This window comes from Thermochromatium tepidum ATCC 43061, from assembly GCF_009664085.1.
GTDB classification, from domain to species: Bacteria; Pseudomonadota; Gammaproteobacteria; order Chromatiales; family Chromatiaceae; genus Thermochromatium; species Thermochromatium tepidum.
In genome coordinates this window covers 2,380,918-2,403,156 of the sequence record NZ_CP039268.1, presented here as the reverse complement: position 1 = coordinate 2,403,156, position 22,239 = coordinate 2,380,918, and the positions used below count along the sequence as shown (strand labels likewise).

22 protein-coding genes, 1 other RNA gene and 1 CRISPR repeat array (1 of these 24 only partly in view) are annotated in these 22,239 nt (G+C 62.7%); of the genes, 16 read left to right on the top strand and 7 right to left on the bottom strand.

What is annotated here, in order from left to right:
* Positions 1-41: 41 nt before the first annotated feature.
* From E6P07_RS11070 to E6P07_RS11050, 5 genes are all read right to left on the bottom strand, one after another.
* Positions 42-1,295, bottom strand: a complete 1,254-nt coding sequence (locus E6P07_RS11070; RefSeq protein ID WP_153975662.1) for a 6-phosphofructokinase — start codon at positions 1,293-1,295, stop codon at positions 42-44.
* A gap of 418 nt (positions 1,296-1,713) precedes the next feature.
* Entirely contained in the window at positions 1,714-2,946 is a 1,233-nt protein-coding gene (locus tag E6P07_RS11065; RefSeq protein ID WP_153975661.1) for a UbiH/UbiF/VisC/COQ6 family ubiquinone biosynthesis hydroxylase, read from the bottom strand.
* Complete coding sequence (ubiH, locus tag E6P07_RS11060; RefSeq protein WP_153975660.1) at positions 2,939-4,171, bottom strand: 2-octaprenyl-6-methoxyphenyl hydroxylase; 1,233 nt, start codon at positions 4,169-4,171, stop codon at positions 2,939-2,941. Before ubiH ends, E6P07_RS11065 begins: the two co-directional genes overlap by 8 nt.
* A gap of 2 nt (positions 4,172-4,173) precedes the next feature.
* The gene (gene pepP / locus E6P07_RS11055; RefSeq protein WP_153975659.1) at positions 4,174-5,484 is read right to left on the bottom strand and encodes a Xaa-Pro aminopeptidase; all 1,311 of its coding nucleotides are present in this window, start codon (positions 5,482-5,484) and stop codon (positions 4,174-4,176) included.
* The gene (locus tag E6P07_RS11050) at positions 5,481-6,047 is read right to left on the bottom strand and encodes a UPF0149 family protein (RefSeq protein ID WP_281346830.1); all 567 of its coding nucleotides are present in this window, start codon (positions 6,045-6,047) and stop codon (positions 5,481-5,483) included. The genes pepP and E6P07_RS11050 overlap by 4 nt, the downstream gene beginning before the upstream one ends.
* A gap of 140 nt (positions 6,048-6,187) precedes the next feature.
* Here E6P07_RS11050 and E6P07_RS11045 point away from each other — a divergent pair, with 140 nt between their 5' ends.
* The 5 genes from E6P07_RS11045 to rpiA all read left to right on the top strand — a co-directional run bounded on the left by E6P07_RS11045 (position 6,188) and on the right by rpiA (position 8,279).
* The gene (locus E6P07_RS11045) at positions 6,188-6,412 is read left to right on the top strand and encodes a TIGR02449 family protein (protein ID WP_153975657.1); all 225 of its coding nucleotides are present in this window, start codon (positions 6,188-6,190) and stop codon (positions 6,410-6,412) included.
* Positions 6,409-6,786: a cell division protein ZapA gene (locus E6P07_RS11040; RefSeq protein ID WP_153975656.1), complete on the top strand. Its 378-nt coding sequence runs from the start codon at positions 6,409-6,411 to the stop codon at positions 6,784-6,786. The genes E6P07_RS11045 and E6P07_RS11040 overlap by 4 nt, the downstream gene beginning before the upstream one ends.
* A 13-nt stretch (positions 6,787-6,799) precedes the next feature.
* A non-coding RNA gene (gene ssrS, locus E6P07_RS11035) (6S RNA) lies at positions 6,800-6,985 on the top strand.
* Complete coding sequence (locus tag E6P07_RS11030; RefSeq protein ID WP_153975655.1) at positions 6,975-7,598, top strand: 5-formyltetrahydrofolate cyclo-ligase; 624 nt, start codon at positions 6,975-6,977, stop codon at positions 7,596-7,598. The genes ssrS and E6P07_RS11030 overlap by 11 nt, the downstream gene beginning before the upstream one ends.
* Before the next feature lie 21 nt (positions 7,599-7,619).
* Positions 7,620-8,279, top strand: a complete 660-nt coding sequence (gene rpiA / locus E6P07_RS11025; protein ID WP_153975654.1) for a ribose-5-phosphate isomerase RpiA — start codon at positions 7,620-7,622, stop codon at positions 8,277-8,279.
* A gap of 73 nt (positions 8,280-8,352) precedes the next feature.
* Here the strand turns inward: rpiA and E6P07_RS11020 are convergent, their stop codons facing one another.
* A complete protein-coding gene (locus E6P07_RS11020) occupies positions 8,353-9,510 on the bottom strand; it encodes a porin (RefSeq protein ID WP_153975653.1) in 1,158 nt (385 codons plus the stop codon).
* 371 nt (positions 9,511-9,881) lie between these two features.
* Between E6P07_RS11020 and rph the strand changes: the two genes are divergently transcribed.
* From rph to E6P07_RS11005, 3 genes are read left to right on the top strand one after another with little or no spacing between them, the layout of a single operon-like run.
* Entirely contained in the window at positions 9,882-10,598 is a 717-nt protein-coding gene (gene rph, locus E6P07_RS11015) for a ribonuclease PH (protein ID WP_153975652.1), read from the top strand.
* 5 nt (positions 10,599-10,603) lie between these two features.
* Entirely contained in the window at positions 10,604-11,212 is a 609-nt protein-coding gene (gene rdgB, locus E6P07_RS11010) for an RdgB/HAM1 family non-canonical purine NTP pyrophosphatase (protein ID WP_153975651.1), read from the top strand.
* Positions 11,209-11,907: a YggS family pyridoxal phosphate-dependent enzyme gene (locus tag E6P07_RS11005; protein ID WP_153975650.1), complete on the top strand. Its 699-nt coding sequence runs from the start codon at positions 11,209-11,211 to the stop codon at positions 11,905-11,907. The genes rdgB and E6P07_RS11005 overlap by 4 nt, the downstream gene beginning before the upstream one ends.
* A gap of 208 nt (positions 11,908-12,115) precedes the next feature.
* Here E6P07_RS11005 and E6P07_RS11000 read toward each other — a convergent pair whose 3' ends face one another.
* Positions 12,116-13,360 (bottom strand): transposase, encoded by a 1,245-nt coding sequence (locus E6P07_RS11000; RefSeq protein WP_153975649.1) that lies wholly within the window; start codon positions 13,358-13,360, stop codon positions 12,116-12,118.
* Between the two features lie 325 nt (positions 13,361-13,685).
* On the opposite strand from E6P07_RS11000, the gene cas3 reads away from it, so the two are divergent.
* Genes cas3 through cas2e form a run of 8 tightly spaced genes read left to right on the top strand, consistent with a single transcriptional unit; the run spans position 13,686 to position 22,089 of the window.
* Entirely contained in the window at positions 13,686-16,241 is a 2,556-nt protein-coding gene (gene cas3 / locus E6P07_RS10995; RefSeq protein ID WP_153975648.1) for a CRISPR-associated helicase Cas3', read from the top strand.
* Complete coding sequence (locus E6P07_RS10990) at positions 16,234-17,826, top strand: type I-E CRISPR-associated protein Cse1/CasA (protein ID WP_153975647.1); 1,593 nt, start codon at positions 16,234-16,236, stop codon at positions 17,824-17,826. The genes cas3 and E6P07_RS10990 overlap by 8 nt, the downstream gene beginning before the upstream one ends.
* Positions 17,823-18,344 (top strand): type I-E CRISPR-associated protein Cse2/CasB, encoded by a 522-nt coding sequence (casB, locus tag E6P07_RS10985; protein WP_153975646.1) that lies wholly within the window; start codon positions 17,823-17,825, stop codon positions 18,342-18,344. The genes E6P07_RS10990 and casB overlap by 4 nt, the downstream gene beginning before the upstream one ends.
* An 18-nt stretch (positions 18,345-18,362) precedes the next feature.
* The gene (gene cas7e / locus E6P07_RS10980; protein WP_153975645.1) at positions 18,363-19,496 is read left to right on the top strand and encodes a type I-E CRISPR-associated protein Cas7/Cse4/CasC; all 1,134 of its coding nucleotides are present in this window, start codon (positions 18,363-18,365) and stop codon (positions 19,494-19,496) included.
* 2 nt (positions 19,497-19,498) lie between these two features.
* Positions 19,499-20,212: a type I-E CRISPR-associated protein Cas5/CasD gene (gene cas5e, locus E6P07_RS10975; protein WP_153975644.1), complete on the top strand. Its 714-nt coding sequence runs from the start codon at positions 19,499-19,501 to the stop codon at positions 20,210-20,212.
* Entirely contained in the window at positions 20,209-20,907 is a 699-nt protein-coding gene (locus E6P07_RS10970) for a type I-E CRISPR-associated protein Cas6/Cse3/CasE (protein ID WP_153975643.1), read from the top strand. The genes cas5e and E6P07_RS10970 overlap by 4 nt, the downstream gene beginning before the upstream one ends.
* Positions 20,904-21,806: a type I-E CRISPR-associated endonuclease Cas1e gene (gene cas1e, locus E6P07_RS10965; RefSeq protein WP_153975642.1), complete on the top strand. Its 903-nt coding sequence runs from the start codon at positions 20,904-20,906 to the stop codon at positions 21,804-21,806. The genes E6P07_RS10970 and cas1e overlap by 4 nt, the downstream gene beginning before the upstream one ends.
* On the top strand, positions 21,778-22,089 hold the full coding sequence (gene cas2e, locus E6P07_RS10960; protein ID WP_153975641.1) for a type I-E CRISPR-associated endoribonuclease Cas2e: 312 nt from the start codon (positions 21,778-21,780) through the stop codon (positions 22,087-22,089). The genes cas1e and cas2e overlap by 29 nt, the downstream gene beginning before the upstream one ends.
* Before the next feature lie 47 nt (positions 22,090-22,136).
* Positions 22,137-22,239: a CRISPR direct-repeat array (repeat unit 28 nt; unit sequence GTCTGCCCCGCGTACGCGGGGATCGACC); it runs 596 nt beyond the window's last position.

Below are 22,239 nucleotides of genomic sequence, written 5' to 3'. Positions count from 1 at the left end.
GCGTCAATTGTAGCTCAAATAAGCTTTGATGATTTCAATTCTTATAGCTCGAACGCCCCGAGCTTGCGCTCGACCGGGGTGTTCTTGAGGGTGACGTATTTGGGCAGACCGCGTTCGAAAGGCGGATAGTCCTCACCCTGGATGAGGGGGATCAGATACTGCTTGCAGGCCGGGGTGATGCCAAAGCCGTCCTCGGAGATGAACTCCCGCGGCATGAACTTCTCGACGTTGGCCACCTCCGACAGCGGCGCCTCGCCGACCTCCCAGGCATAGGGATCATGGCTGATGCGCTTGACGGTGGGCATCACGGCATTGTGACCCGCGAGCGCGAGTTCGACCGCCGCCCGACCCATGGCATAGGCCTGCTCGACGTCGGTCTTGGAGGCCAGATGGCGCGCCGCGCGCTGGAGATAGTCGGCCACCGCCCAGTGGAACTTGTAGCCGAGTCCTTCCTTGATCATATTGGCCACCACCGGGGCGGCACCGCCGAGCTGGGCGTGACCGAAGGCATCGCGCGTGCCCTGTTCAGCGAGGAAGCGTCCGTCCGCATACTTGGCGCCCTCCGAGACCACCACGGTGCAATAGCCATACTGCTCGACCCTGGACTTGACGGCGGCGAGGAAGCGCTCCTGATCGAACTCGATCTCGGGGAAGAGGATCACGACCGGGATACCCTGATCCTCGATCAGACCGCCGGCAGCCGCGATCCAACCGGCATGTCGCCCCATGACCTCCAGAATAAAGACCTTGGTCGAGGTCTTGGCCATGGAGCGCACGTCATAGGACGCCTCCAGTGCCGAGGTCGCGATGTACTTGGCCACCGAGCCGAACCCCGGGCAGTTGTCGGTGATCGGCAGGTCGTTATCGACCGTCTTGGGCACATGGATGGCCTGGACCGGATAGCCCAGGCCCGCGGAGAGCTGGGAGACCTTGTAACAGGTGTCGGCCGAGTCGCCGCCGCCGTTGTAGAAGAAATAGCCGATGTCGTGGGCCTTGAAGACCTCGATCAGACGTTCGTACTCGCGCCGATTGGCCTCCAGGCTCTTCAATTTGTAGCGACAGGAACCAAAGGCGCCGGCGGGGGTGTAGCGCAGCGCCGCGATGGCCTCGTCAGACTCCAGGCTGGTGTCGATCAGATCCTCGGTGAGCGCGCCGATGATGCCGTTGCGTCCGGCATAGACCTTGGCGATCCGGTCCGGGTGACGGCGCGCGGTCTCGATCACACCACAGGCAGAGGCATTGATGACGGCGGTCACCCCACCGGATTGGGCATAGAAGGCATTCTTGGCTGACACGATTGACTCTCCTCGGTTCGTTGCAGTGGATCCTGAGCGACTCAGGCCGAATCCTAGGGAAACGCCGAATAAATCACGTCTCCCTGAATCGCGGCTAAAGCCACTCTACACAATCAATGTCTCCCTGAATCGCGTCTCAAGCCGCTCCTACAAAATCAATGGGTTGTAGGAGCGACTTTAGCCGCGAATCTCAATCTAGCGCCTCCCTAGGGGGCACTGAAACAATCCATCCATGGATTTTTCAGCCTCTCCTTGAGGCACACAGCCACAGGGAGACTGGGCTTCAGCGCTTCTCAAGGCGATTTCCGGTCGCTTGGAAGTGATCCGCCCGGTGGCCCCTGGAGCGGCTGGACACTGGAGGCGGGTCTTATACCGATCGTACATGACGCTATGGTTGCACGGCGCAGGGCGCCTCAGGTCACCGCCTACAGGGGGCCTCCCTGTCTCCGGTACCGGGCTCGTATCCGAGTCCAAGCGCCTGCCGCATGATCAGCCGCTTGAGCGGCTCCAGGCGATCGGTTGCATTCAGCCCAAGCCCACGTAGGCGCACCAGGGCCGGCCCCTCCCAGCCGAAGATGCGCTTGAAGAGGTCCATCGCCTGGAGCATGAGCTGGTTCTCACCGCGTCGCGCGCGCTCGTAGCGGCGCAGGGTCCAAAGCCCAGCGAGGTCGCGCCCGTGCGCCAGCCCGGTCTCCAGGGCTGAGATCAGGGCGATGGCGTCCATAAAGCCGAGATTGACGCCCTGACCGGAGAGCGGATGGATGGCATGGGCCGCGTCGCCGATGAGCGCGACCCCCGGACGCACATAGGTCTTGGCGTGTTGTAGGCGCAGCGGGATGGCGACACGCCGACTGTCGAGCCTCAGGGTGCCGAGCTTGAATTCGGAGGCCTCGCTCAGCGCTGTCGAGAAGGCGGCATCGTCGAGCGCCATGAGCTCGTCTGCGCGCGCCTCGTCGGCCGACCATACGATCGAGCAGCGCCCATCGGCCAGCGGCAAGAGTGCCAGCGGACCGGTCGGCAGGAAACGCTGCCAGGCCGTCTCGCGATGCCATTCGTCCGGCCGGACATGGGCGACGATGGCACGCTGACCATAGTCCCAGCCCTCAGTCTCGATGCCGGCCAGGGCGCGCACCAGCGAATCGCGACCATCGGCGCCGACCAGCAGCCGGGTCGTGATCGCGCGACCATCGCTGAGGATCAGGCGCGAACACTCGGGGTTAAGCTCCAGGTCGACGATGCCTATGGGGCAGAAGAGCTGGACGTCATCGGCGTTTTCGAGCTGCTCCCAGAGCACGCGCTGGATGACGCGATTTTCGACGATGTGCCCCAGATCCGGCTCGCCGAGCGCCTGACTATCGAAATGGATCTGGGCGCCGCTGAGGGCGTCCCAGACATGCATCTCGCGATAGGGGCTCACCCCGAGCCCCCGGATGTCATCCCAGACCTCGAGCCGCTCTAGAAAGGACTGACTGGCCCGATTCAGGGCCGAGACCCGCAGATCGATCTCGCCGTGAGGCCAACGGCGGACGGGCTCTTGGGATTCGACCACAGCGATCGAGCACCCATGCCCCGAGCAGGCGGCGGCAAAGGCGGCACCGACCATGCCGCCGCCGACCACGACCACAGTGAAGTCGGTGTGGGTGTCAGACATGATGTGCCTCCAAGGGTAGACCACGGGCCAGACGCGGCAGCGCCCCCGCGAGCCCCATGAGGCGTCGCGCCAGTCGCCGGCGCGCGGCGGGCACCAGATCCAGCCCCAGCAGACCGAGATTGCGTGCAAGGCGCACTGGACGCCAGGGCACCACGAACAGCCGTGCCAGGGTATCGGTCAGCCAGGCGGTCGCGACCTGATCGCGTCCGCGCCAGCGTTTGTAGTCAGCGAGCGTGTCGGCTGAGCCTGGATCCTGACCGCATCGAGCCGCCTCACCCAAGACCTCGGCGAGTGCGGCGACATCGCGCAGACCCAGATTGAAGCCCTGACCCGCGACCGGATGCAGGGTGTGGGCGGCATTGCCGATCAGCACCAGACGCTCGTGGATGGTCTCGCGCACCAGCCTGAGCCTGAGCGGATAGGCCTGACGCGGCGAGGGCGCGCTCAGTCGTCCGAGACGCCAACCGAAACGCGCCTGCAAACGGGCGCTGAAATCGCTCTCTGTGAGCGCGAGCAACTCGGCAGTCTCGGTCGGGCGGCAGGTCCAGACCACCGAGTAGCGTCCGCCTGGCATCGGCAGCATGGCCAAGGGGCCCGTGTCGGTGAAGCGCTCGAAGGCCTGGCCGGGGCAGGGTCGATCCGCCAGCACGGTGGTGACGACCGCGTCCTGTCCATAGTCGTGTCCCTCGACCCGGATCCCGAGCCGGTCGCGCACACTGGAGTCGCCGCCGTCGGCGGCCACCAGCAACCGGGTCGTGATGCCCCGGCGTTCGTCCCCGACCTGGATGTCCAGCGCGACCCCTATGGGTCCCGCCTGATGATCGAGCAACCGGGCCGGACGCAGGATGTGGATATTGGTGGCAGGTTCGAGCACCTCCTGGAGCACCTGATCCAGGGCGCGCGCCGGCGTCACATAACCGAACGCCTCGACGCCGACCTCATGGCATTCGAGTCGGGTGAAACCGCAATACCCCCGGTCCGAGATATGCACGCTCAGGATGGGTTCGGCCACGGGTGCGATGGCTGGCCAGACACCGAGCCCACCGAAGATACGCCGACTGCCGAGCGAGAGCGCAATCACGCGCTCGTCCGGACTCGGTTGGTTCGGAGTGCGCACTGGGGCGGATTCGATCAGCGCCACCCGCAGCGGCAGCGCACGCAGGGCAGCGGCCAGACTGCCGCCGACCAGACCGCCACCCACGATCACCACATCGAACTCTGCCATCGTCACCCCCTGTGTCGCATCAGTGTCTCGATTGCATCGGGCTCCTTGGGCGCTGCCTCGGAGAGGATCTCGTGGCCCTGCTCGGTAATGAGCACATCGTCCTCGATCCGCACGCCGATCCCCCGATAGGGTTCAGGGATGGTCTCATCCTGGCCCAGATAGAGCCCAGGCTCTATGGTCAGTACCATACCGGGTTGTAGCTCACGCCAATCGCCGTCGCGTTTGTAGGCGCCGACGTCGTGCACATCCATCCCCAGCCAATGGCCGGTGCGGTGCATATAGTAGGGCTTGTAGGCCTCGTCCTTGATCAGATCCTTGGTCTTGCCGTTGAGGATGCCCAGTTCGACCAGCCCCCTGGTCAAGACCTTGACCGCCGCTTCGTGCGGTTCGTTCCAACGGCGTCCCGGACGCGCGCGTTCGATGGCGGCCCGTTGCGCCCTCAGTACCAGCTCGTAGATCGTCCGCTGGACCGGGGTGAACCGACCATTGACCGGAAAGGTGCGGGTGATATCCGAGGCATAGCCATCCAGCTCACAGCCGGCATCGATCAACACCAGATCGCCATCGCGCAGCGGGGCGTTGTTCTCGACATAGTGCAGCACACAGGCGTGTTCACCGCCGGCGACGATGCTCGGATAGGCCAGATGACGTGCGCCGGCCAGCGCGCACCTGTGTTGGAACTCGGCCTCCAGCCGGGCTTCGTTCAGACCAGGGCGACACAGACGCATCAGATCGCTGTGCGCGCACGCCGAGATCCGGGCCGCACGACGCATGACGGCGATCTCGGACGGACTCTTGATGAGACGCTGCTCGTGGAGCACGGATTCGAGGGTAACGAAGGTCTCGGGGGCGACGGCACCGGTCCGCGCCTTGGCCCGCACCTGTCTGACCCAGCCCATGACCTGGGCATCCAGCGCCGCCTCCGTGCCGATCGGATAGTAGAGCCGTTGGCGTCCGTCGATGAGCGTCGGCATCAACGTATCCAGCTCGGTCAGCGGATAGGCCTGGTCGGCTCCGAACCGCTCGACCGCGCCCTCGACCCCGAGACGCGCCCCGTCCCACTGCTCGCGCTCCGGATCGCGTGGGCGGCAGAAGAGAACGAATTCGCCTTCCTTGCGCCTGGGCGCGATCACCAGCCAGGCATCTGGTTCGGGGAAGCCGGTCAGATAGCTGAAGTCGCTGCCCTGGCGGAAGGGGTAGTGGACGTCGCGATTGCGCGTCACCTCGCGCGCCGCCGGCAGGATGGCGAGCGCCTCCGGGCCGATGGCCTTGGCCAGGATGCGGCGGCGACGTCTATATTCGGCACCTGTCATCCGGGGTCCGTCTCCTGATCGGTGGAGGGCGCTGGACCGCCGCGGGTCGGCAAGCGCACAACGGCGCACTCGTGATGAATCAGCATGGCCGCCACCCGCACGAACTCGATCAGCTCGGCGAGCGCCTGCTCGTTGTCCTCGGTCTCTTCCAGGGTATCGAGATCCATCCGGGTGAGGGTGGTCAGGTCGCGCAGGATTTCGCGGACCTGTTCGGAAAGATCGGCTTCGGATCGCCCGACCAGGCCAAACGCATAGAGAAACCCGCGGATCCAGTCGTAGAGTCGGAGCGCGCGTTCGCCAAGCGGGGCGGCATCCTCGGCGGGGGAGGGGAGCCGAATCAGGGATTCAGGCCCCTGGAACTCGCGCTCGATGGCCAGACCGCATTGACGCAGGGCCGCTCGCCCCTCGGCGGCCAGGGTCGCACCCGCCTCGGGCCTGGGCGCGACCTGGCCGAGCCAGGATTCCAGGGCGTGCGGATCCCCCCCGCAGATCAGACCACAGAGCAGGCCGTGTGCCTCACTGGGCGAGGGAGTCAGCGGTCCGGCGTCGAGATAGCGCCCGATATCAGGGTTGAGGATGTCCGTGGCGACCTCCCGTCATTGAAGGCATGCTTGGGCTTTTAGATACAAGGCTCCCCATCATAGCACGCACACCTGCCCGATTGACCGTCCGCCAAGCCCCTTCTATAGTGCGCAGAATTCCAATGGAGTCGCGGACTTTGTCCAAATTTGACCTCGATCAATTTGAGCTTCAGGTAATGGCCCTGATTCGCTTGAACGAGAGGCTCAAGGAGGAAAATGCCTCGCTGCGTGCGCGTCAGGAGCTGCTTGTTGCCGAGCGGAGCGAGTTGATTGAAAAGACCGAACAAGCCAGGAGCCGTGTCGAATCCATGCTATCCCGATTGCGCGCGATGGAGGAGAATCTGTGATCGAAGAGCCGTTGCAACTGACTATCAAGATCCTTGACAAGGAATACCGGATCGCCTGCGAGTTTCATGAGCAGGACGACCTGAAGGCATCGGCGCGGCTGCTTGATGGACGTATGCGCGAGATCCGCCAGTCCGGGCGCGTGGTCGGCACCGACCGGATCGCGATCATGGCGGCGCTCAACATCGCGTATGACCTCATCCAGCTCCAGCGTGCCCGTTCCAGTTCCGAAGGTGATCTGACCAGGCGTTTGCAACAATTGCAGGATCGTATCAACCATGCTTTGGCCGGAGGTGCGAACGAGGAGACGTCCGTCCAGGGCAAATCGGAGAATCTGGGGCAATCAGGCCTAGACGCCCCGCGCGAAAGGGTATAGCCTGTATTCAAGACACCCCCTGTAGTGTTCGAGAGCGGCCTGGGTATTTTCTTGAGCCTAATCACTACCCCGGGGATAACGCGGCAAGGCAGTTGTGCATGTCCGCCTCCGAGCGGAAAGCCTGAAGCATCGCCCGTCGTCCCCACTTGAACCCTATGGTTCAAGAACGAGGGTCGGCAACGGCACAGATGGGGGGTGTCTCTCCTTTACCTCCCCGAAGACCTCCCCTCAATCGAATCCGACAGCAGCTGCGAGCGGCACGCCGTGCACTGGGTGAGCGTGCGAAACGCCAACAGTCCAAGGCGTTGGTGCGTCGACTGGTTCGGCTTCTGCGTGTGAAGCGTGCGCGGCAGATCGCGCTCTACTGGCCCGCCGATGGCGAGATCGACCCGCGCGGGCTGATGACGCCCCTCGCGGCCCGGGGTGCGCGTTTCTATCTTCCGGTTCTGCATCCGCTCAAACGCCGTCCGCGCCAGGGCGCACTCTGGTTTGCACGTTATCGTGCAGGCGAGCGGTTGCGACCCAATCGCTTCGGTATTCCCGAACCAACTGGGCGGGGCCGGCATCTGATCCGGGTGCGATGTCTCGATTTGATCATCTTGCCGCTGGTCGGGTTCGACGCCCAGAGGTACCGACTCGGCATGGGCGGCGGTTTCTATGATCGCACCCTGGCCTTGCGGCGGCGTCACCCGAGTTGGCGCCGGCCTTGGCTGATTGGTGTGGCGCACGAATGTCAGCGTCTCGACCGGATCGAGCCGCGTCCCTGGGACATCCGGCTCGATGCGGTTGTCACTGAATCCCGTCTCTACTAACGAAAAATCGGAGGACAATCCGTGAAGCAAGACGATCTAAAGAAACAGGCCGCCGAGGCCGCGCTCGCGTATGTCAAGGGTGGGATCATCGGGATCGGCACCGGCTCGACCGTGAATCACTTCATCGATGCCCTGGCCGGCATCAAGGGGTGCATCGAGGGTGCGGTCTCCAGCTCGGAGTCTTCGACCGAGCGGCTGAGGCGTCATGGTATCCCGGTGTTCGATCTCAATGCGGTGGGCGAGCTCGACCTCTATGTCGATGGTGCCGACGAGTCCAACCATCGACTCGAGCTCATCAAGGGTGGCGGCGGGGCGCTGACGCGCGAGAAGATCGTCGCGGCGGCCAGCCGCACCTTCGTCTGCATCGCCGACGAGAGCAAGCTGGTAGAGGTGCTCGGGCGCTTTCCGCTGCCAGTCGAGGTGATTCCAATGGCGCGTGGCTATGTGGCGCGCGAGCTGGTTCAACTCGGCGGTACGCCGGTGTGGCGCGAGGGGTTTGTGACCGACAACGGCAATTTGATTCTGGACGTTCAGAATCTGGAGATCACGGATCCCAAGGGCTTGGAGCAGCGGATCAACAACATCGCCGGGGTGGTTACGGTTGGGATCTTTGCGCTGCGTCCGGCAGACGTGCTGATCCTGGGTTCGGCGCAGGGACCACGGACGATCATCCGGTCTTGAGTCTAGTTAAACCAAATGAGAACGGGATCCTTAAGGATCCCGTTCTCAGTTCACATGACTTTGAGCCTGAGGCTTAGAAGTTGTGGATCATACCGACCGAGAAGCCGTCCCAATCCGCGGAGGGACGATCGTCGTCGACCTGGGTGTAGAGCACATAGGCCTTGGTGCGCTTGCTCAGGTTGTGATCGAAGGCGATAGCCCAGGTGTAGTAATCACCCTCGATGGTGTCCCTGAGATCTTTGGGGGCGCCGATATTGATGCGACCGTCACGATTGCCGCTGCCGTACATGGCCTTGACCATGTTGTTGCCGAAGGAGTAACCCGCTTGAAGCTGCCAGGCCTTCAGCTTCTCGTTGTTGGCAGCAGGGTTGATTTGGCCCGCGGGCAGGTTGGACTGCTCTTCGTAGATACCGGTCAGGGTGAAGCCATTCCAGTCCATCAGGCCCAGACCGACACGCCACTTGGTGTAATCGTCGTCGACATAGCCCTGCGAGAGATTGTTGTCGCTGGTGGCCGTGTTCATGAACAGCTCGCTGCCGAGTGACTCATAGGCCAGCGAGGCGTAGAACGGGCCGTTGCTGTAGATACCGGCGATGGAGTAGGCCTCGGCCAGGCTGTCGGAATTGATGTTTTCACCATAGCCGGCGGTGGAGGCACCACCCGCATGAACAGCAGCGGACAGCTGGAAGCCACTCAGACTCGGGCTGACATAGGCGATGGCGTTATCGGCGCGGACGTCGTCGAAGCGGACGGTGCCGTTATAGTCGGCCATGGTGTCGGAGAAGAGGTCGAGCTTACCAGTCGAGGTCTTGTACGGGGTGTCATTACGACCGACGACAAAGGTACCCCAATCGCCGGTCAGCCCGGCGAAGCTGTTACGCATGGTGATGCTGTCGTTGGAGCCGGAGGCGGCATTGCCAGTGGTGCTCTCTTCGGTCATCTTGATACCGAATTCGACCTGATAGATGGCCTTCATGCCATTGCCAAGATCCTCGGACCCCTTGACGCCGATGCGGTTAGCGCGACTCTCACCTGGAATCCCAGCGCGGCCGTTCAGACCCCAGCCCTCAAAGCCTTTCTTGTAGCCGGGCTCACCCTTATTGCCGGTATCCTCGACATCGGCCCAGTCGATCGACATGTGTAGCTTGCCGTACAGAATGGCATCGGCCATCGCGGCGGTCGGGGCAACCATCGCGGCGGCAACCGCTAGGCTTAGAAGTTTCTTGTTCATGCTGTTCTCCGCTGTTGTGAATTTGTCAATTTGACTGCAGAAACCGAGCGCAATCATGCTTTGCGCTGTGAACTATAGAGTACGAAATGGTGTTTTGCAACAGATTGGGCGAAAAAAGACACACCAGTAATAGGTGTGTCTTTTTTGCAGCATTCCTGGTTTCAGTGGAGTCGCGGACACCCTCGACTCAAAACCCTGTCGCAGGATCCAAGATGAATCATGCGCATCTTAGCTGCAAGTCACTCCGGATGCCACATGGATTGCCCCAGGTCGGTGCATTTCATACGTTTGGGTTAGCGACATTGGCCACGCGCGCCACGGTCGCAGTACACTGTACCGATCTGTACTCAATGCCGGAGCCGCTAAGCAACATGAGACCCTCCCAACGCCGCCCCGACGAACTCCGTCCGATCCGCTTCACGCGCGGCTTCACCCGCCATGCCGAGGGCTCGGTGCTCGTCGAGTTCGGCGATACCCGCGTCCTCTGCACCGCCAGCCTCGAACCGTGCGTACCGCCTTTTCTAAAGGGTAAGGGGCAGGGCTGGATCACCGCCGAATACGGCATGCTGCCGCGCGCGACCCATGAGCGCACGCCGCGCGAGGCCGCACGCGGCAAACAGGGCGGGCGTACCCTGGAGATCCAGCGCCTGATCGGACGCGCCTTGCGGGCCGCCGTGGATCTCAGCGCCCTCGGCGAGCGGACCCTGACACTGGATTGTGACGTGCTCCAGGCCGACGGCGGAACCCGCACGGCCGCCATCACCGGTGCCTGGGTCGCGTTGCGCGAGGCCATCGACCGCCTGCTGGCCAACGGCGAACTTGACACCGATCCGATTCAGAGCCAGGTGGCTGCTGTCTCGGTCGGTCTTTATCGAGGGGTTCCCATCCTCGATCTCAACTATGCCGAAGACTCGTCTGCCGAGACCGACATGAATCTGGTCATGGATGGCGAGGGGCGCCTCATCGAGATCCAGGGCACCGCCGAGGGCCATCCCTTCACCCGCGCTGAGCTCGATAGCCTCCTGGAGCTGGGTGCCGCCGGGATCCGCACCATCCAGGCCGCACAACGGGCCGCGCTGGAGGATTAGGCCGTATGACCCGAGCGCCGCTCAGCACCACCATCGTCCTGGCCAGCAACAATGCCGGCAAGGTCCGCGAGCTCGAATACCTGCTCGCCGGGTCCCGGATCCAGATCTGCCCGCAAGGAGAATATGGCGTCCCGGAGGTTGAGGAGACCGGTCTGACCTTCGTCGAGAACGCCATCCTCAAGGCGCGCCACGCGGCGCGCCACACCGGGCTTCCGGCCCTCGCCGATGACTCTGGACTGGAGGTCGATGCATTGGGCGGCGCCCCTGGCGTCTACTCGGCCCGCTATGCCGGCCCAGGCGCGACGGACGAGGCCAATCTGCGCCAGCTCCTTGCCGAGCTTGCAGAGGTGCCCGAGGCCGAACGCACGGCACGCTTCCAGTGTGTCCTGGTCTATCTGCGGCATGCCGAAGACCCGACGCCCCTGATCTGTCAGGGCACCTGGGAGGGGCGCATCCTGTTTGAGCCGCGCGGAACCAACGGCTTCGGCTATGACCCGATCTTTCTGGTCCCGACCCAGGGCTGTAGTGCCGCCGAACTCGATCCCGACACCAAAAACCGGCTCAGTCATCGTGGTCAGGCCTTGTGCCGGTTGCAGGAGCAGCTTGTGGTATGACGCTCGACGACATCATCGCCCAGCATCACAACCAGGTCCTGGCGCGCATCCAGGCGGCAGCGAAGCGTGCGGGTCGGCCAGTCGATGCGGTGGGCCTGATCGCGGTGAGCAAACAACAGCCGGTCGCAGCGATCCGCGCCGCCTATCGAGCCGGCCAGCGTGCCTTTGGCGAGAGCTATCTCCAGGAGGCGCTCACCAAGCAGGCTCAGCTGACCGACCTCACCGACATCGAGTGGCATTTCATCGGGCGCATCCAGTCCAACAAGACCCGCCAGATCGCCGCCCATTTCGATTGGGTGCACGGCCTGGCCGATCCTGGGCACGCACGCCGTCTGAGCGAACAGCGTCCGGTGGGCCGTTCGCCCCTCAATGTCTGTCTCCAGGTCAATCTGAGCGGCGAGACCACCAAGGGCGGCGTCGCCCCCGAGGCGCTGGGTCCGCTCCTAGAACACTGTCGCGCGCTCCCAGGGCTCTGCGTGCGCGGCCTGATGACCCTGCCGGCGCCGTCTGAGGACGAGGCCACCCAGCGCCGTCCGTTTCGTCAACTCCGCGAACTGCGCGATCGATTCGCGACCCCCGACTGTCCGCTCGAGGTGCTCTCGATGGGGATGTCCGACGATCTCGAGGCCGCCATCCTGGAGGGCGCGACCCTGGTGCGCATCGGGTCAGCGATCTTTGGCGCGCGCCTAGGCTGATCGCCTAGGCCTCAAGTCCAGCCGGAGGGCTTGGCGCGATCACCTTCAGAACTGGTGGTGCTGGTTCAGTCACCCCTTCCCCTTAACCCCGGTCCTCTTCTGCTTTCCCTTCTCCCTGCACGGGGACGCCGTTGCACTTGGGTGCAAGTGATTTCAGGAAACGCTGAATAAATCCCCTCTCCCCCGCGGCATAGGTATCTACACAATTTCATCCATCCCCTCCGTTAGCAAGAAGAATCGAGTTGGCGAAGGCCCGGAGTTCCGGGATGGAAGAGTGATCAAGCGAATCGAGGATGGCGAACAGTATGAAAGCGCCAGCCAACAAGGCGGAGGGGGTAACAAGGCGAGATGCCTTCATCTGCCTGCCGGACAAGCGCACGAGAAACTGCCGGGCGGCTTGTGCCTCCTCGGTCTGCTGCGCAGCCAGGCGCCACACCAGGATACAGGCCTGGGTGGCGATCAGCAGACGCTTGAATAGGGCTCCCCCGCTCTCCTGTTCCCACTGCTCCAGTTGATGGCCTGCCTGTTTGAGCAGTTTGAAGAACGATTCGATCTGCCAGCGGAAGTCGTACCACAGTGCTACACGCGCGGCACTGACGGTTTCAGGCACCGACGTGAGCAAGAACCATTCGGCCACCAGATGTCCGGCTTCGTCGTACAGGCGACTGACCACCAGCCGGGCCTTCAGCGGTTCGCCCGGAACCGGTCGCTGCCGCCGCCCGTCAGCGCCGATTTTCTTCGGTTTCGCTGGCCGGGTCAGAACTACCGGCGCACTGGCAATCCAGTGCTGGATCGGTCGGCCTTGGCAGAGAACCTGGCGTTCTCGGGTATAGCCAAGTTGCTTGGCCACCGCGTCGATGCGCATCGAGCCGTTGCCGTAACGTACCGTCGAGTTCCCTTTGGCGCGCACCAGCCACAACTGGCCGTCGCGCGTCCAGCGGCGCAGATGGCCGACCGAATCCGCTTCGCGATCAATCACATGTACCAACCGGGGGCCGAATTTCTGCTGCTCCAGCCAACTCATCCGCTCGCTCAATTCGTCCAGAGGCGAAGACACCTTGGGGCTGATCGTGTCGGCACACGAGCTCCAGACGCCTTGGGCCGTCACCAGATCCTGCACCGGCACCCCCAAGGGCGCGCCATCCTCGGCACTGACCAGGAGGCTGCTTTGCAGTTCGTCGCCCACATCCGTGGCATGGGTCATTTGCAGGCGATCCCGTTTCGAGGCGTGCCCTCCATCGTTCACTCTCGACCAGTCCGCCACCGCCAACACATACTCACCGCCATCCGCCGTCACGGCCTCCCGTGTCGCCGCCAACAGCGGAACCGACAGCCCCTCAGGCGTCACCCGTGGATTCGCCAGAAATCGCCACATCGCCTGGGCGTGCGACGCGGCTTTCTTCCCGTCCGGCACGGCTTTGACTCCCGCTGCCAAGGGGCCAGTACAGTTCATATGCCCCTTCAACAGCTTCCCGTAGCGTTCGTCAAGACGCTTGTCACCAAAATTCGTCGCATACCGCTTATTTGTACCTCATCTTCCCCGCGAGAAATCCCCCGAATAGAGCCGGGTTTGTGTAGATACCCATGCCCCCGCGGGCGGGGGAGAGGGCAGGGTGAGGGGGTCATGAAATCATGGGCTTAATTTCCCTCACCCCAACCCTCTCCCAGAGGGTGTTATTCAGCGTTTCCTTAAGTTTGTCCCACCGGCTCTGTCCCAGGTCCACCTTATAAACTGGTGTTGCTCAGTGTAACTGCATCAACAACCTGGAGATACAAAGATGCCCGCGACTGTTTGGGGAAAATATCATCGAGATGGACACGTTCATCCGCTCGTCGATCATTGCCTCGATGTGGCCATTGTCTTGCGACAGCTGCTAGAGCAAGGCGTGCTTGCGCGGTCATTCATTCCCTTGCCGGGGGTCGTCAAGGACCGCCTGGCGGTGATCGCCTTTTTGCACGATTTCGGCAAATGCAATTCGGGCTTTCAGGCGAAGGCCGACCCGGATGCTAAACGAACGGCAGGCCATGTCATGGAAGCCTTGGCCTTTCTGTTCGATGGCGACCCGAACGATCGACTGCCACAGTGGCGAGAAGTGCTGGAAAACATCCAGGGCTGGTTTGCCGACGAAGAACAAGTGGTGCAGATGCTCATCGCCAGCCTCTCGCATCACGGCCGGCCGATCTCTGAGAACGACCTTAATGCCTGGTTGTGTGACCCTGCCAACGCCCATCACAAAGCGCTTTGGCAACCTGCGGACCACTACGACCCCAAGGCCGCCCTTGAAGAATTGGCTGCCGCCGCCCGTAAAACGTTCCCAAACGCCTTCTGCGCAAATACTCCTGCCATCGACGCCACTCCCGAACTCCAGCACCGTTTTGCCGGCCTTGTGATGCTCGCCGACTGGATCGGCTCGGACACGCAGTTTTTCCCTTATCGCCAAAGCGCCAGCGAAGACCGCCTGGCGTTTGCCAGACAGGCTGCTGACCGTGCCTTGCATGCCATCGGTCTCATCCCCCCGGAACCAAGACAGCCCAGATCCTTTGCCGAGACCTTCCGCTTCAAACCCACTGCGCTTCAGGGCGCACTGGCCGGAGCGCTGGCGACGGACGACGAAAACCGGCTGCTTCTCGTCGAATCGGACACCGGCTCCGGCAAGACCGAAGCGGCGCTGGCCTGGTTTCTGCGCCTTTATGCCGAAGGCCAAGTCGACGGGCTCTACTTCGCGCTGCCGACACGGGTGGCAGCGCGCGAACTCTACGAGCGGGTGCGTCGGGCGGTGGACGCGGCCTTCGAGCCGCATCAGCGCCCCGGCCCGGTGCTGCTCGCCGCCCCGGGCTACGTGCAGATCGATGGTCGCCCGGTGCACGACATCCTCACCGATCCGCAAGGCGCACTCTGGGACGACAACGCACAAGACCGACGGCGCGAGCGTTTGTGGTCGGCGGAACGGCCCAAGCGATTCCTGGCGGCGCCGGTTGCCGTGGGCACGATCGACCAGGCGCTTTTGTCCGCACTGCAGGTCAAGCACAGCCTGCTGCGTTCGGTCTGTCTCGACCGGCACCTGTTGGTCGTCGATGAGGTGCATGCCTCCGACCCCTACATGCGCGAGGTGCTCAAAGGTCTCCTGCAAGGACATCTGCAGCGGGGTGGCTGGGCGCTGCTCCTCTCGGCGACGCTGGGCGAAACCGCTGCCGCCGAGTTCTTTGCGCGGGCGCCGCTTTCCCTCGCCGAAGCCAGCGCGCGCCCTTATCCGCTCATTTCCGGACGCAACGGGCGTTGGCCCATGCCCGCGGCGCGCGAGCGGACAGTCCAGGTCGAATGCGCACCCCTGCTGGACGATGACGAAGCCCTGATCCCCAGGCTGATCGCAGCGCTCGAAGCCGGTGCCCGTGTTCTGGTGGTGTGCAACACCGTAAGCCGGGCCAACGCCCTCTTTCGCAAGCTCGAGGCGGCGCTTGCCGCGACACATCCGCATCTGCTCCCTGCACTCTTTGGCCTGGACGGCGTGCGCTGCCCGCACCACGGCCGCTTTGCGCGGGAAGACCGCGAATTGTTGGATGCCGCGGTGACCGCGCAACTGGGCAAAGACTCGCGTTCTGGCGCCAAGCTCCTTATCGGCACCCAGACGTTGGAACAGAGCCTGGACATCGATGCCGACTGGCTCGTCACCGATCTTGCGCCGATGGATGTGCTCATCCAGCGCTTTGGGCGGCTGCACCGGCATGCGCGGCCTGAACGTCCCGCTGGGTTCGCAACCCCGCAAGCGCTGGTGCGCGTCCCAAGCAAGGAGCTCAGCGCCTACCTCAACGACAAGGGGGAGCTGCGCGCCCCTGCGGGCTTAGGTCCCGTCTATGCCGACGGGCGGGTGTTGGCGGCCACCTGGGAGTTACTCGCAGCACGGCAGGAAATTGCTCTGCCCGGTGAGGCGCGCGAACTGATCGAGCGCACCACCCACCCGGAAGCGCTCGATGCCCTACCTGACCTCTGGCGGAAACACCGGCAGTTGCTGGAAGGGCGGATACAGGCCGAAATCATCCAGGCGATGCGCTCGCTGCTCGACGAACAACCTTTTGGCGAACTCCACTATCCCGATAAGGGCGAACGCGTACTCACCCGCCTGGGCGACCCGACCTTCGATCTGCCGCTTGCCCAGCCCATGCCCTCTCCCTTTGGGGCGACCATTCACCGCGTCACGATCCCGGCGCGCTGGCTGGAAGGCAGCGAGCTGCCCGGTACTGTCGCCGCAGAAAAGACCCCTGAGGGCTTCCGCTTTGCCGTGGCGGACAGAAAATTCCGTTACACCCGCTTTGGACTGGAGCAAGACGATGTATGACCTGCTGACCGACCCGCTCATCGGCGTGCACACCCCCGAAGGCGTGCAGCGCGTCACCCTGCCCGAACTCCTAGCAGGATTAAGCGCTGGCAAGATCAATGGCTACACGGGCTTAAGAGCCCACCAAGCCGACCCCTGGCATGTCTTCCTCGTGCAACTGGCCGCCAGCATCCAGGCGCGCCATCCCACCGCTGCCCTGCCCACCGACCCTGGCTATTGGCGCGATGGGCTGCTCGATCTGGCCGAGGGCAAACCAAGCGCCTGGCATCTGGTTTGGGAAGAGGTCACCCAGCCGGCGTTCATGCAGCATCCGTGGACGGATACGGACAAAGATGAATCTTCAACTTTCAAGGTGACTGCAACCTCTCCGGATGAATTAGATGTGGTAATGACAGCAAGGGGGCATGACATCAAAAGTGCAAGAACACATAACAGTGATATTGAAGCATGGCTCTTTGCAATCGTGACCTCGCAGACCATAAGTCCTTACGGCGGCGGGAAAGGAACGATCCATGGCGTCGTGCGGATGAATTCAGGCATAGGAAGTCGGTGCATTGTGGCTTGGGTTGCAGACCCTCATCCATCAAAACGGTTCATCAGAGAAACCCAGCGCTCAATTAGAGAACGCTCGAAAATTTTGGAGCAAGGCTTTAAGTTTCGCCAACAAGGGGTTTGCCTTACATGGATAAAGCCATGGAATAGAAAAGAGAATCAGTTCACGATTGAAGATTTGGAACCTTTTTTTATTGAATCGTGCCGTTTTATAAGACTAGTGAGTACAAATGGGGAAATCAGTGTGCGGAGAGCACCTACCCGCCCCCAAGTTGGCCCGGATAGCTTTAGAAATGGAAATGTAGGAGATCCTTGGCTTCCAATTGTTTCAAAAACTCAGGCTGCGCTAAACATAAAAGCGCCCGGCTTTTCTCCACAGATTATTACAGATCTTGTTTTTTTCAATAGGATTGAGAAACATGGTTTTCTTTTAGCAGAGCAACTAGATGACTACGGATTTCTAATAGGGAGCGTATTAGCTAGTGATGGAAATTGTAAAACAGATGGGTTTTATCACATTGAGCTCCCTGTCCCCCCCAAAGCCCGCCTGGCCATCATCAACAAACAATCGCGCGAAACGCTGGGGCATCTAGCCCAGCAGTTATTGGCCGACGCCAAGACGGTGCAGCAAATCCTGGACACTGCGCTTGTGCTGCTTTCCGAAGGCGGGTGCGGGCCGGAGAAACCCGATTGCGAACCGGAGAAACCCGATTTCGAACGGGTCAAGGCCTGGCTTGCCAATAGCCGCAAGGACTTCAGCCGCCATTGGGAGGCGCAGTTTTTCCCCGCCTTGTGGCGTGGGGCAGAAGAGGCCCCAGAGGCGGTGCGCCAGGGCTGGCAGCAATACCTCATCGATGGCGCCCAGGCGCTGCTCGATCAAGCCATCGAACGGCTGCCGCTGCCCGCCAACCGCACCTGGCGGGCGATTACCCAGGCGCAAGGTGTTTTTAGGGCGATGTTGCACAAAAAGGAACTGCTCAGGCCGCAACGAAACCGCATTGAATCGCTCACCCCGGAGGAAGCCACGTCATGACACTCGCTGATACCGCACAGACTACAGCCGAATCTTCACTCGGATCCCTGGTCGCCCAGATGGCCAATGCGATCGCCGCCAGCCACTACCCCAAAGGGGATCACGCCGCGCTGCGCCGCTGGGCGCCCGATCAAGCCGTGCCACTGGCGTTTTACCGCCTCTGGCTGCATTACCTCGCTGCTGATCTACCGCCAGAAGGGCAAACCCCGGCGTGGATGACGCTCGCCTGGGGACTGGCAATGCTGGGAGAAGGCGCGCATGACCCGCGCCGCCCCCTTGGCCAGGCGCTCGCGGAAACCAAATTTGCCGAAGGGCGGCTGGAGCGGCTCCTCTCCGCGCCAGAAGAGGTGCGCCTCAAGCTTTTCATGGATGCGGTGCGTTTTCTGGCCGCCAAAGGCGAATCCTTCGATTGGCGCGAGGCAGCGCAGTTTTTGCTCATCACCGACCCCGCCAAGCGCGAGGCCTTGCATCGCCGCATCGCCGCGGCCTTCTATCGCCACCAACACAAAGAGTTCTGAACCACGAGGAGAGATGTTATGTTCCTGCAAATCCATACCCTCACCAGCTACCCGGCCAGCCTCTTGAACCGCGACGATGCGGAGCTCGCCAAACGCATCCCCTTTGGCAACGCCGTACGGCTACGCATCTCCAGCCAATGCCTCAAACGCCACTGGCGCGAAGATATGACCGCGCAGCTGCCGGATATTCCCGATGCCCAGCGCACGCGCTCGTTTTTCACCCGGACGGTGTTACCCAAAGCGATCAGAGCTGGAGTCGATGCTGCATTGGCCCAATCGCTGATCGAGCCGCTGGCCAAGGCGGTGATCGATGGCGGCGTCAAGGAAGGTGGAGACTTGAGCCAGCCTGTGTTGTTCGGCTTGCGCGAGGCCGACTATTTCGCCCAATTGCTCGCGGAAGCGGCAAAACAACCCGACCCCGTCAAAGCATTCACCGAGCGATTCAAGTCCAAAGAAGAAAAAAAGAACCTCGAAGCAATGGGCAAAGCTGCTGCGGGACTCACGGCGGCGCTGTTCGGCCGCATGGTCACTTCTGATCTCCTCTCCCGCGTCAATGCCCCCGTGCATGTGGCCCATGCCTTTACGGTGCATGCCGCCAACACCGAGATGGACTACTTCACGGTTGTCGATGATCTCAACCGCGACGATGAAACGGGGGCGGCGCACACCAACCAGACCGAACTCGGCGCCGGCCTCTACTATGGCTACGTGGCCATCGATATCCCCCTTCTCGTTTCCAACCTCACCGGCTGTGAAGCCAAAGACTGGCGCAACCAAGAGCAAGACCTGCTACGCCGGGTGCTGGCGGCGCTCATTTCCAGCATCCTGCAGCAAAGCCCTGGCGCCAAGAAGGGCAGCACCGCGCCTTACGCTTGGTCTGACCTCTTGCTGCTTGAGACAGGACGCGCTCAACCCCGCACGCTCGCCAACGCTTTTCTGGAGGCCATCCCGTACAAGGGCGCAAACCGCGATCTGCGCGTCATCGCCGCGGAAAAGCTCGCGAAATACCTGACTGAGCTTGATGCGATGTATGGAAAACCTGACGGCTACCGCGGGCTTTCTGCATCGCTCGATTCCCTTCCCGACGCTCTCCCGTCTAGACAGTCGGTGACGGATAACGTGAAGGCAGCCCTCGATGCGCTCTGGAGCTGATCATGGACTGCCTCATCTTACGCTTCGACGCGCCATTGATGAGTTTCGGGGCGGTGGTGGTCGACCAGAACAACCCCACCTGGCGCTTTCCGGGCGCTGCGATGCTCACCGGGTTGCTGGGCAACGCACTCGGCTGGGATCACCGCGATACAGACAAACTTCAGGCCTTGCAGGATCGGCTGCGCTTTGCCGCGCGCTGGGATGCCGAACCGCAACCCGTCACCGACTACCAGACCGTCGATCTCAGACAGGATTTTCTCGTCGACACCGGCTGGACCACCCGCGGCAGGCGGGAGGACCGCAAGGGCGGACCGGCCGCCACCGGCACCCACATTCGGCTGCGCGACTACTGGGCCAACGGTGTGGCCACCGTCGCCATCGCGCTCGACGGTGAAGGCGCTCCCGCCCTCGATGAGCTGGAAGCCGCCCTGCGCGCGCCGGCGCGGCCCCTTTTCATCGGCCGCAAACCCTGTCTGCCGGCAGGCCCGCTCCTGATTGGCCGGCGCGAGGCTCCGGGTGTCAAGGCAGCGCTTGCCGCCGAGCCCCCTGCCAACATCGGCCCTCGCCGGCATCCCCGCATGATCGAAGCCCTCTGGCCGCTGGATGAGGAGGCGGGGCAGGGAACGGAAGAGCGCTATGACCTACGCGACTGGCGCAACAACATCCACCGCGGCAGCCGGCGCTATGCAGTGGGACTCATGGAGATCACCGCATGAGCGCGCTGCACCTGCTTCGGTTGCCCATCGATCCACCTCGGCTGCTACGCTTTGCCTTCGAGCATGGCATCCGTGAGGAGGACGAGACGCTCGGCTACACGCTGCATGCCTGGTTGGCTGCGCTCTTTGGCGAGGCGGCTCCCAAACCCTTCCGTTACTTCGAATCCCGCCGCGAAGTGCTTGCCTATGCGCCGCACGATGCGCCAACACTCTTGGATCGGGCGGAACGCTGCGGCTCGCTCGCTGCCTTGGCGGCGCTGGATAGAGCAAACGTGGCGAGCAAACCGATGCCTGAAGACTGGCGCCTCGGCCAGCGCTTGCATCTCGAAGTGCTCGCCTGCCCCGTTTCCCGCAGGGATGACGAGGAAAAAGATGTCTTTCTGCGCGCGCTCGATCGGCAAGGCGATGCCGTCCCACCTCGCGGCGAAGTCTATCGGCGGTGGTTTCTGCGGCAGTGGCAAGGAACCGTGGAGTTTGAACATCTCGAACTACTGGGCATGCGCGCCTGCGTGCCGCTGCTTCGCCGGGATCGCAATGGCGCGAACCGATTGAAGCGTATCGAGCGGCCCCTGGCGCTCTTTGCCGGCGAGGGAATGATTCGTGACCCTGGAGGGTTCGCTGCGCTGCTCACCCGCGGCATTGGCCGCCACCGGGCTTTTGGCTTTGGCATGATCTTGCTCGGCCCGCCGCGATGAATCCCGCTCCCGGTCTGCTGCCCGGTCGTCTTGGACTGGCCGCCGCGCGCATTCCGTATGCCGACCGGCATGGCCTGCTGTATCTGGAGTATGGGCGACTGTCGGTCGAGGACGGCACGCTGCGCTTCGTCGCTGCACAAAGTGAAACCCTGGATGCTGGCGACTACGCCATACCGTACCAGGTGGTGTCGATGATCCTGCTGGGGCCGGGGACGAGTCTCACGCAGGATGTGCTGCGCCTGTGCGCCCGTCACGGCGTTTTGATCGCCGCGGTAGGCGAGGGGGGTGTAAAAAGCTACACCGCCCCGCCGATGGGGCAGGGTCGGTCGGATGTTGCGCGCCTTCATGCCGAACGCTGGGCCGACCCTGGTCTGCGGCTCGACACCGCGCGCCGGCTTTATGCCTGGCGCTTCGGCCGTGTCTTGCCGCATCGGGACATCGAAACCTTGCGCGGCATTGAAGGCGCGCGTATGAAGGAAAGTTACAGACTCGTCGCGCAACGCTTCGGCATCGAGTGGCATGGAAGACGCTACGACCGCGACAATCCAGAGGCCGCCGACCTGCCCAACCAGGCCGTCAACCATGCTGCGACCTTCGTCGAGGCCGCTGCCGACATCGCCGTGGCCGCAGTCGGTGCGCTGCCGCCGCTGGGCTTCATCCATGAGGGCTCCAGCAACGCCTTCACCCTTGACATCGCCGATTTGTGGCGTGTGGAGGTGACGCTACCATTGGCCTTTGCCAGCGTGCAGGCCGTCAAGAGTGGAAAAGGCGACGCATCGATTGAACGCGAAGTGCGCAAGCGCGCGGCCCGGCTGTTTCGGCAGGAAAAGCTCATTCCCAAAATGATCGACCGGATTAAGGCGCTGTTCGATGTCGATGACCGTGGTGGTGACGCGTAACGTTTCGGCGCGTGTGCGCGGATTTCTGGCTTCCGCGATGCTGGAGCTGGCGCCCGGGGTCTATAGCGCCCCGCGCATTTCGCCGGCGGTGCGCGAGCGCATTTGGAGCGTGCTGGCCGACTGGTTTCCCAACGAAGAAGGGGCCAGCATCGTCATGATCTGGCAGGAGCGGGAAATGCCGGGAGGTCAAGCTGTGCGTACGCTGGGCACGCCGCCCATCGCGTTTGCCGAAGTCGATGGGCTGATTCTCGCCCGCCGACCTGCGTCTCCTGGTAACGAATGATCTTTAAAAACCGGTTTTTAAGCTCGTTCAAAGGGTTACAATGAAGAGTCTGCCCCGCGTACGCGGGGATCGACCCAGCATCGGCATCCAAATGTTCCGCAAGCGCGTGTCTGCCCCGCGTACGCGGGGATCGACCCTAATACGCGGTCG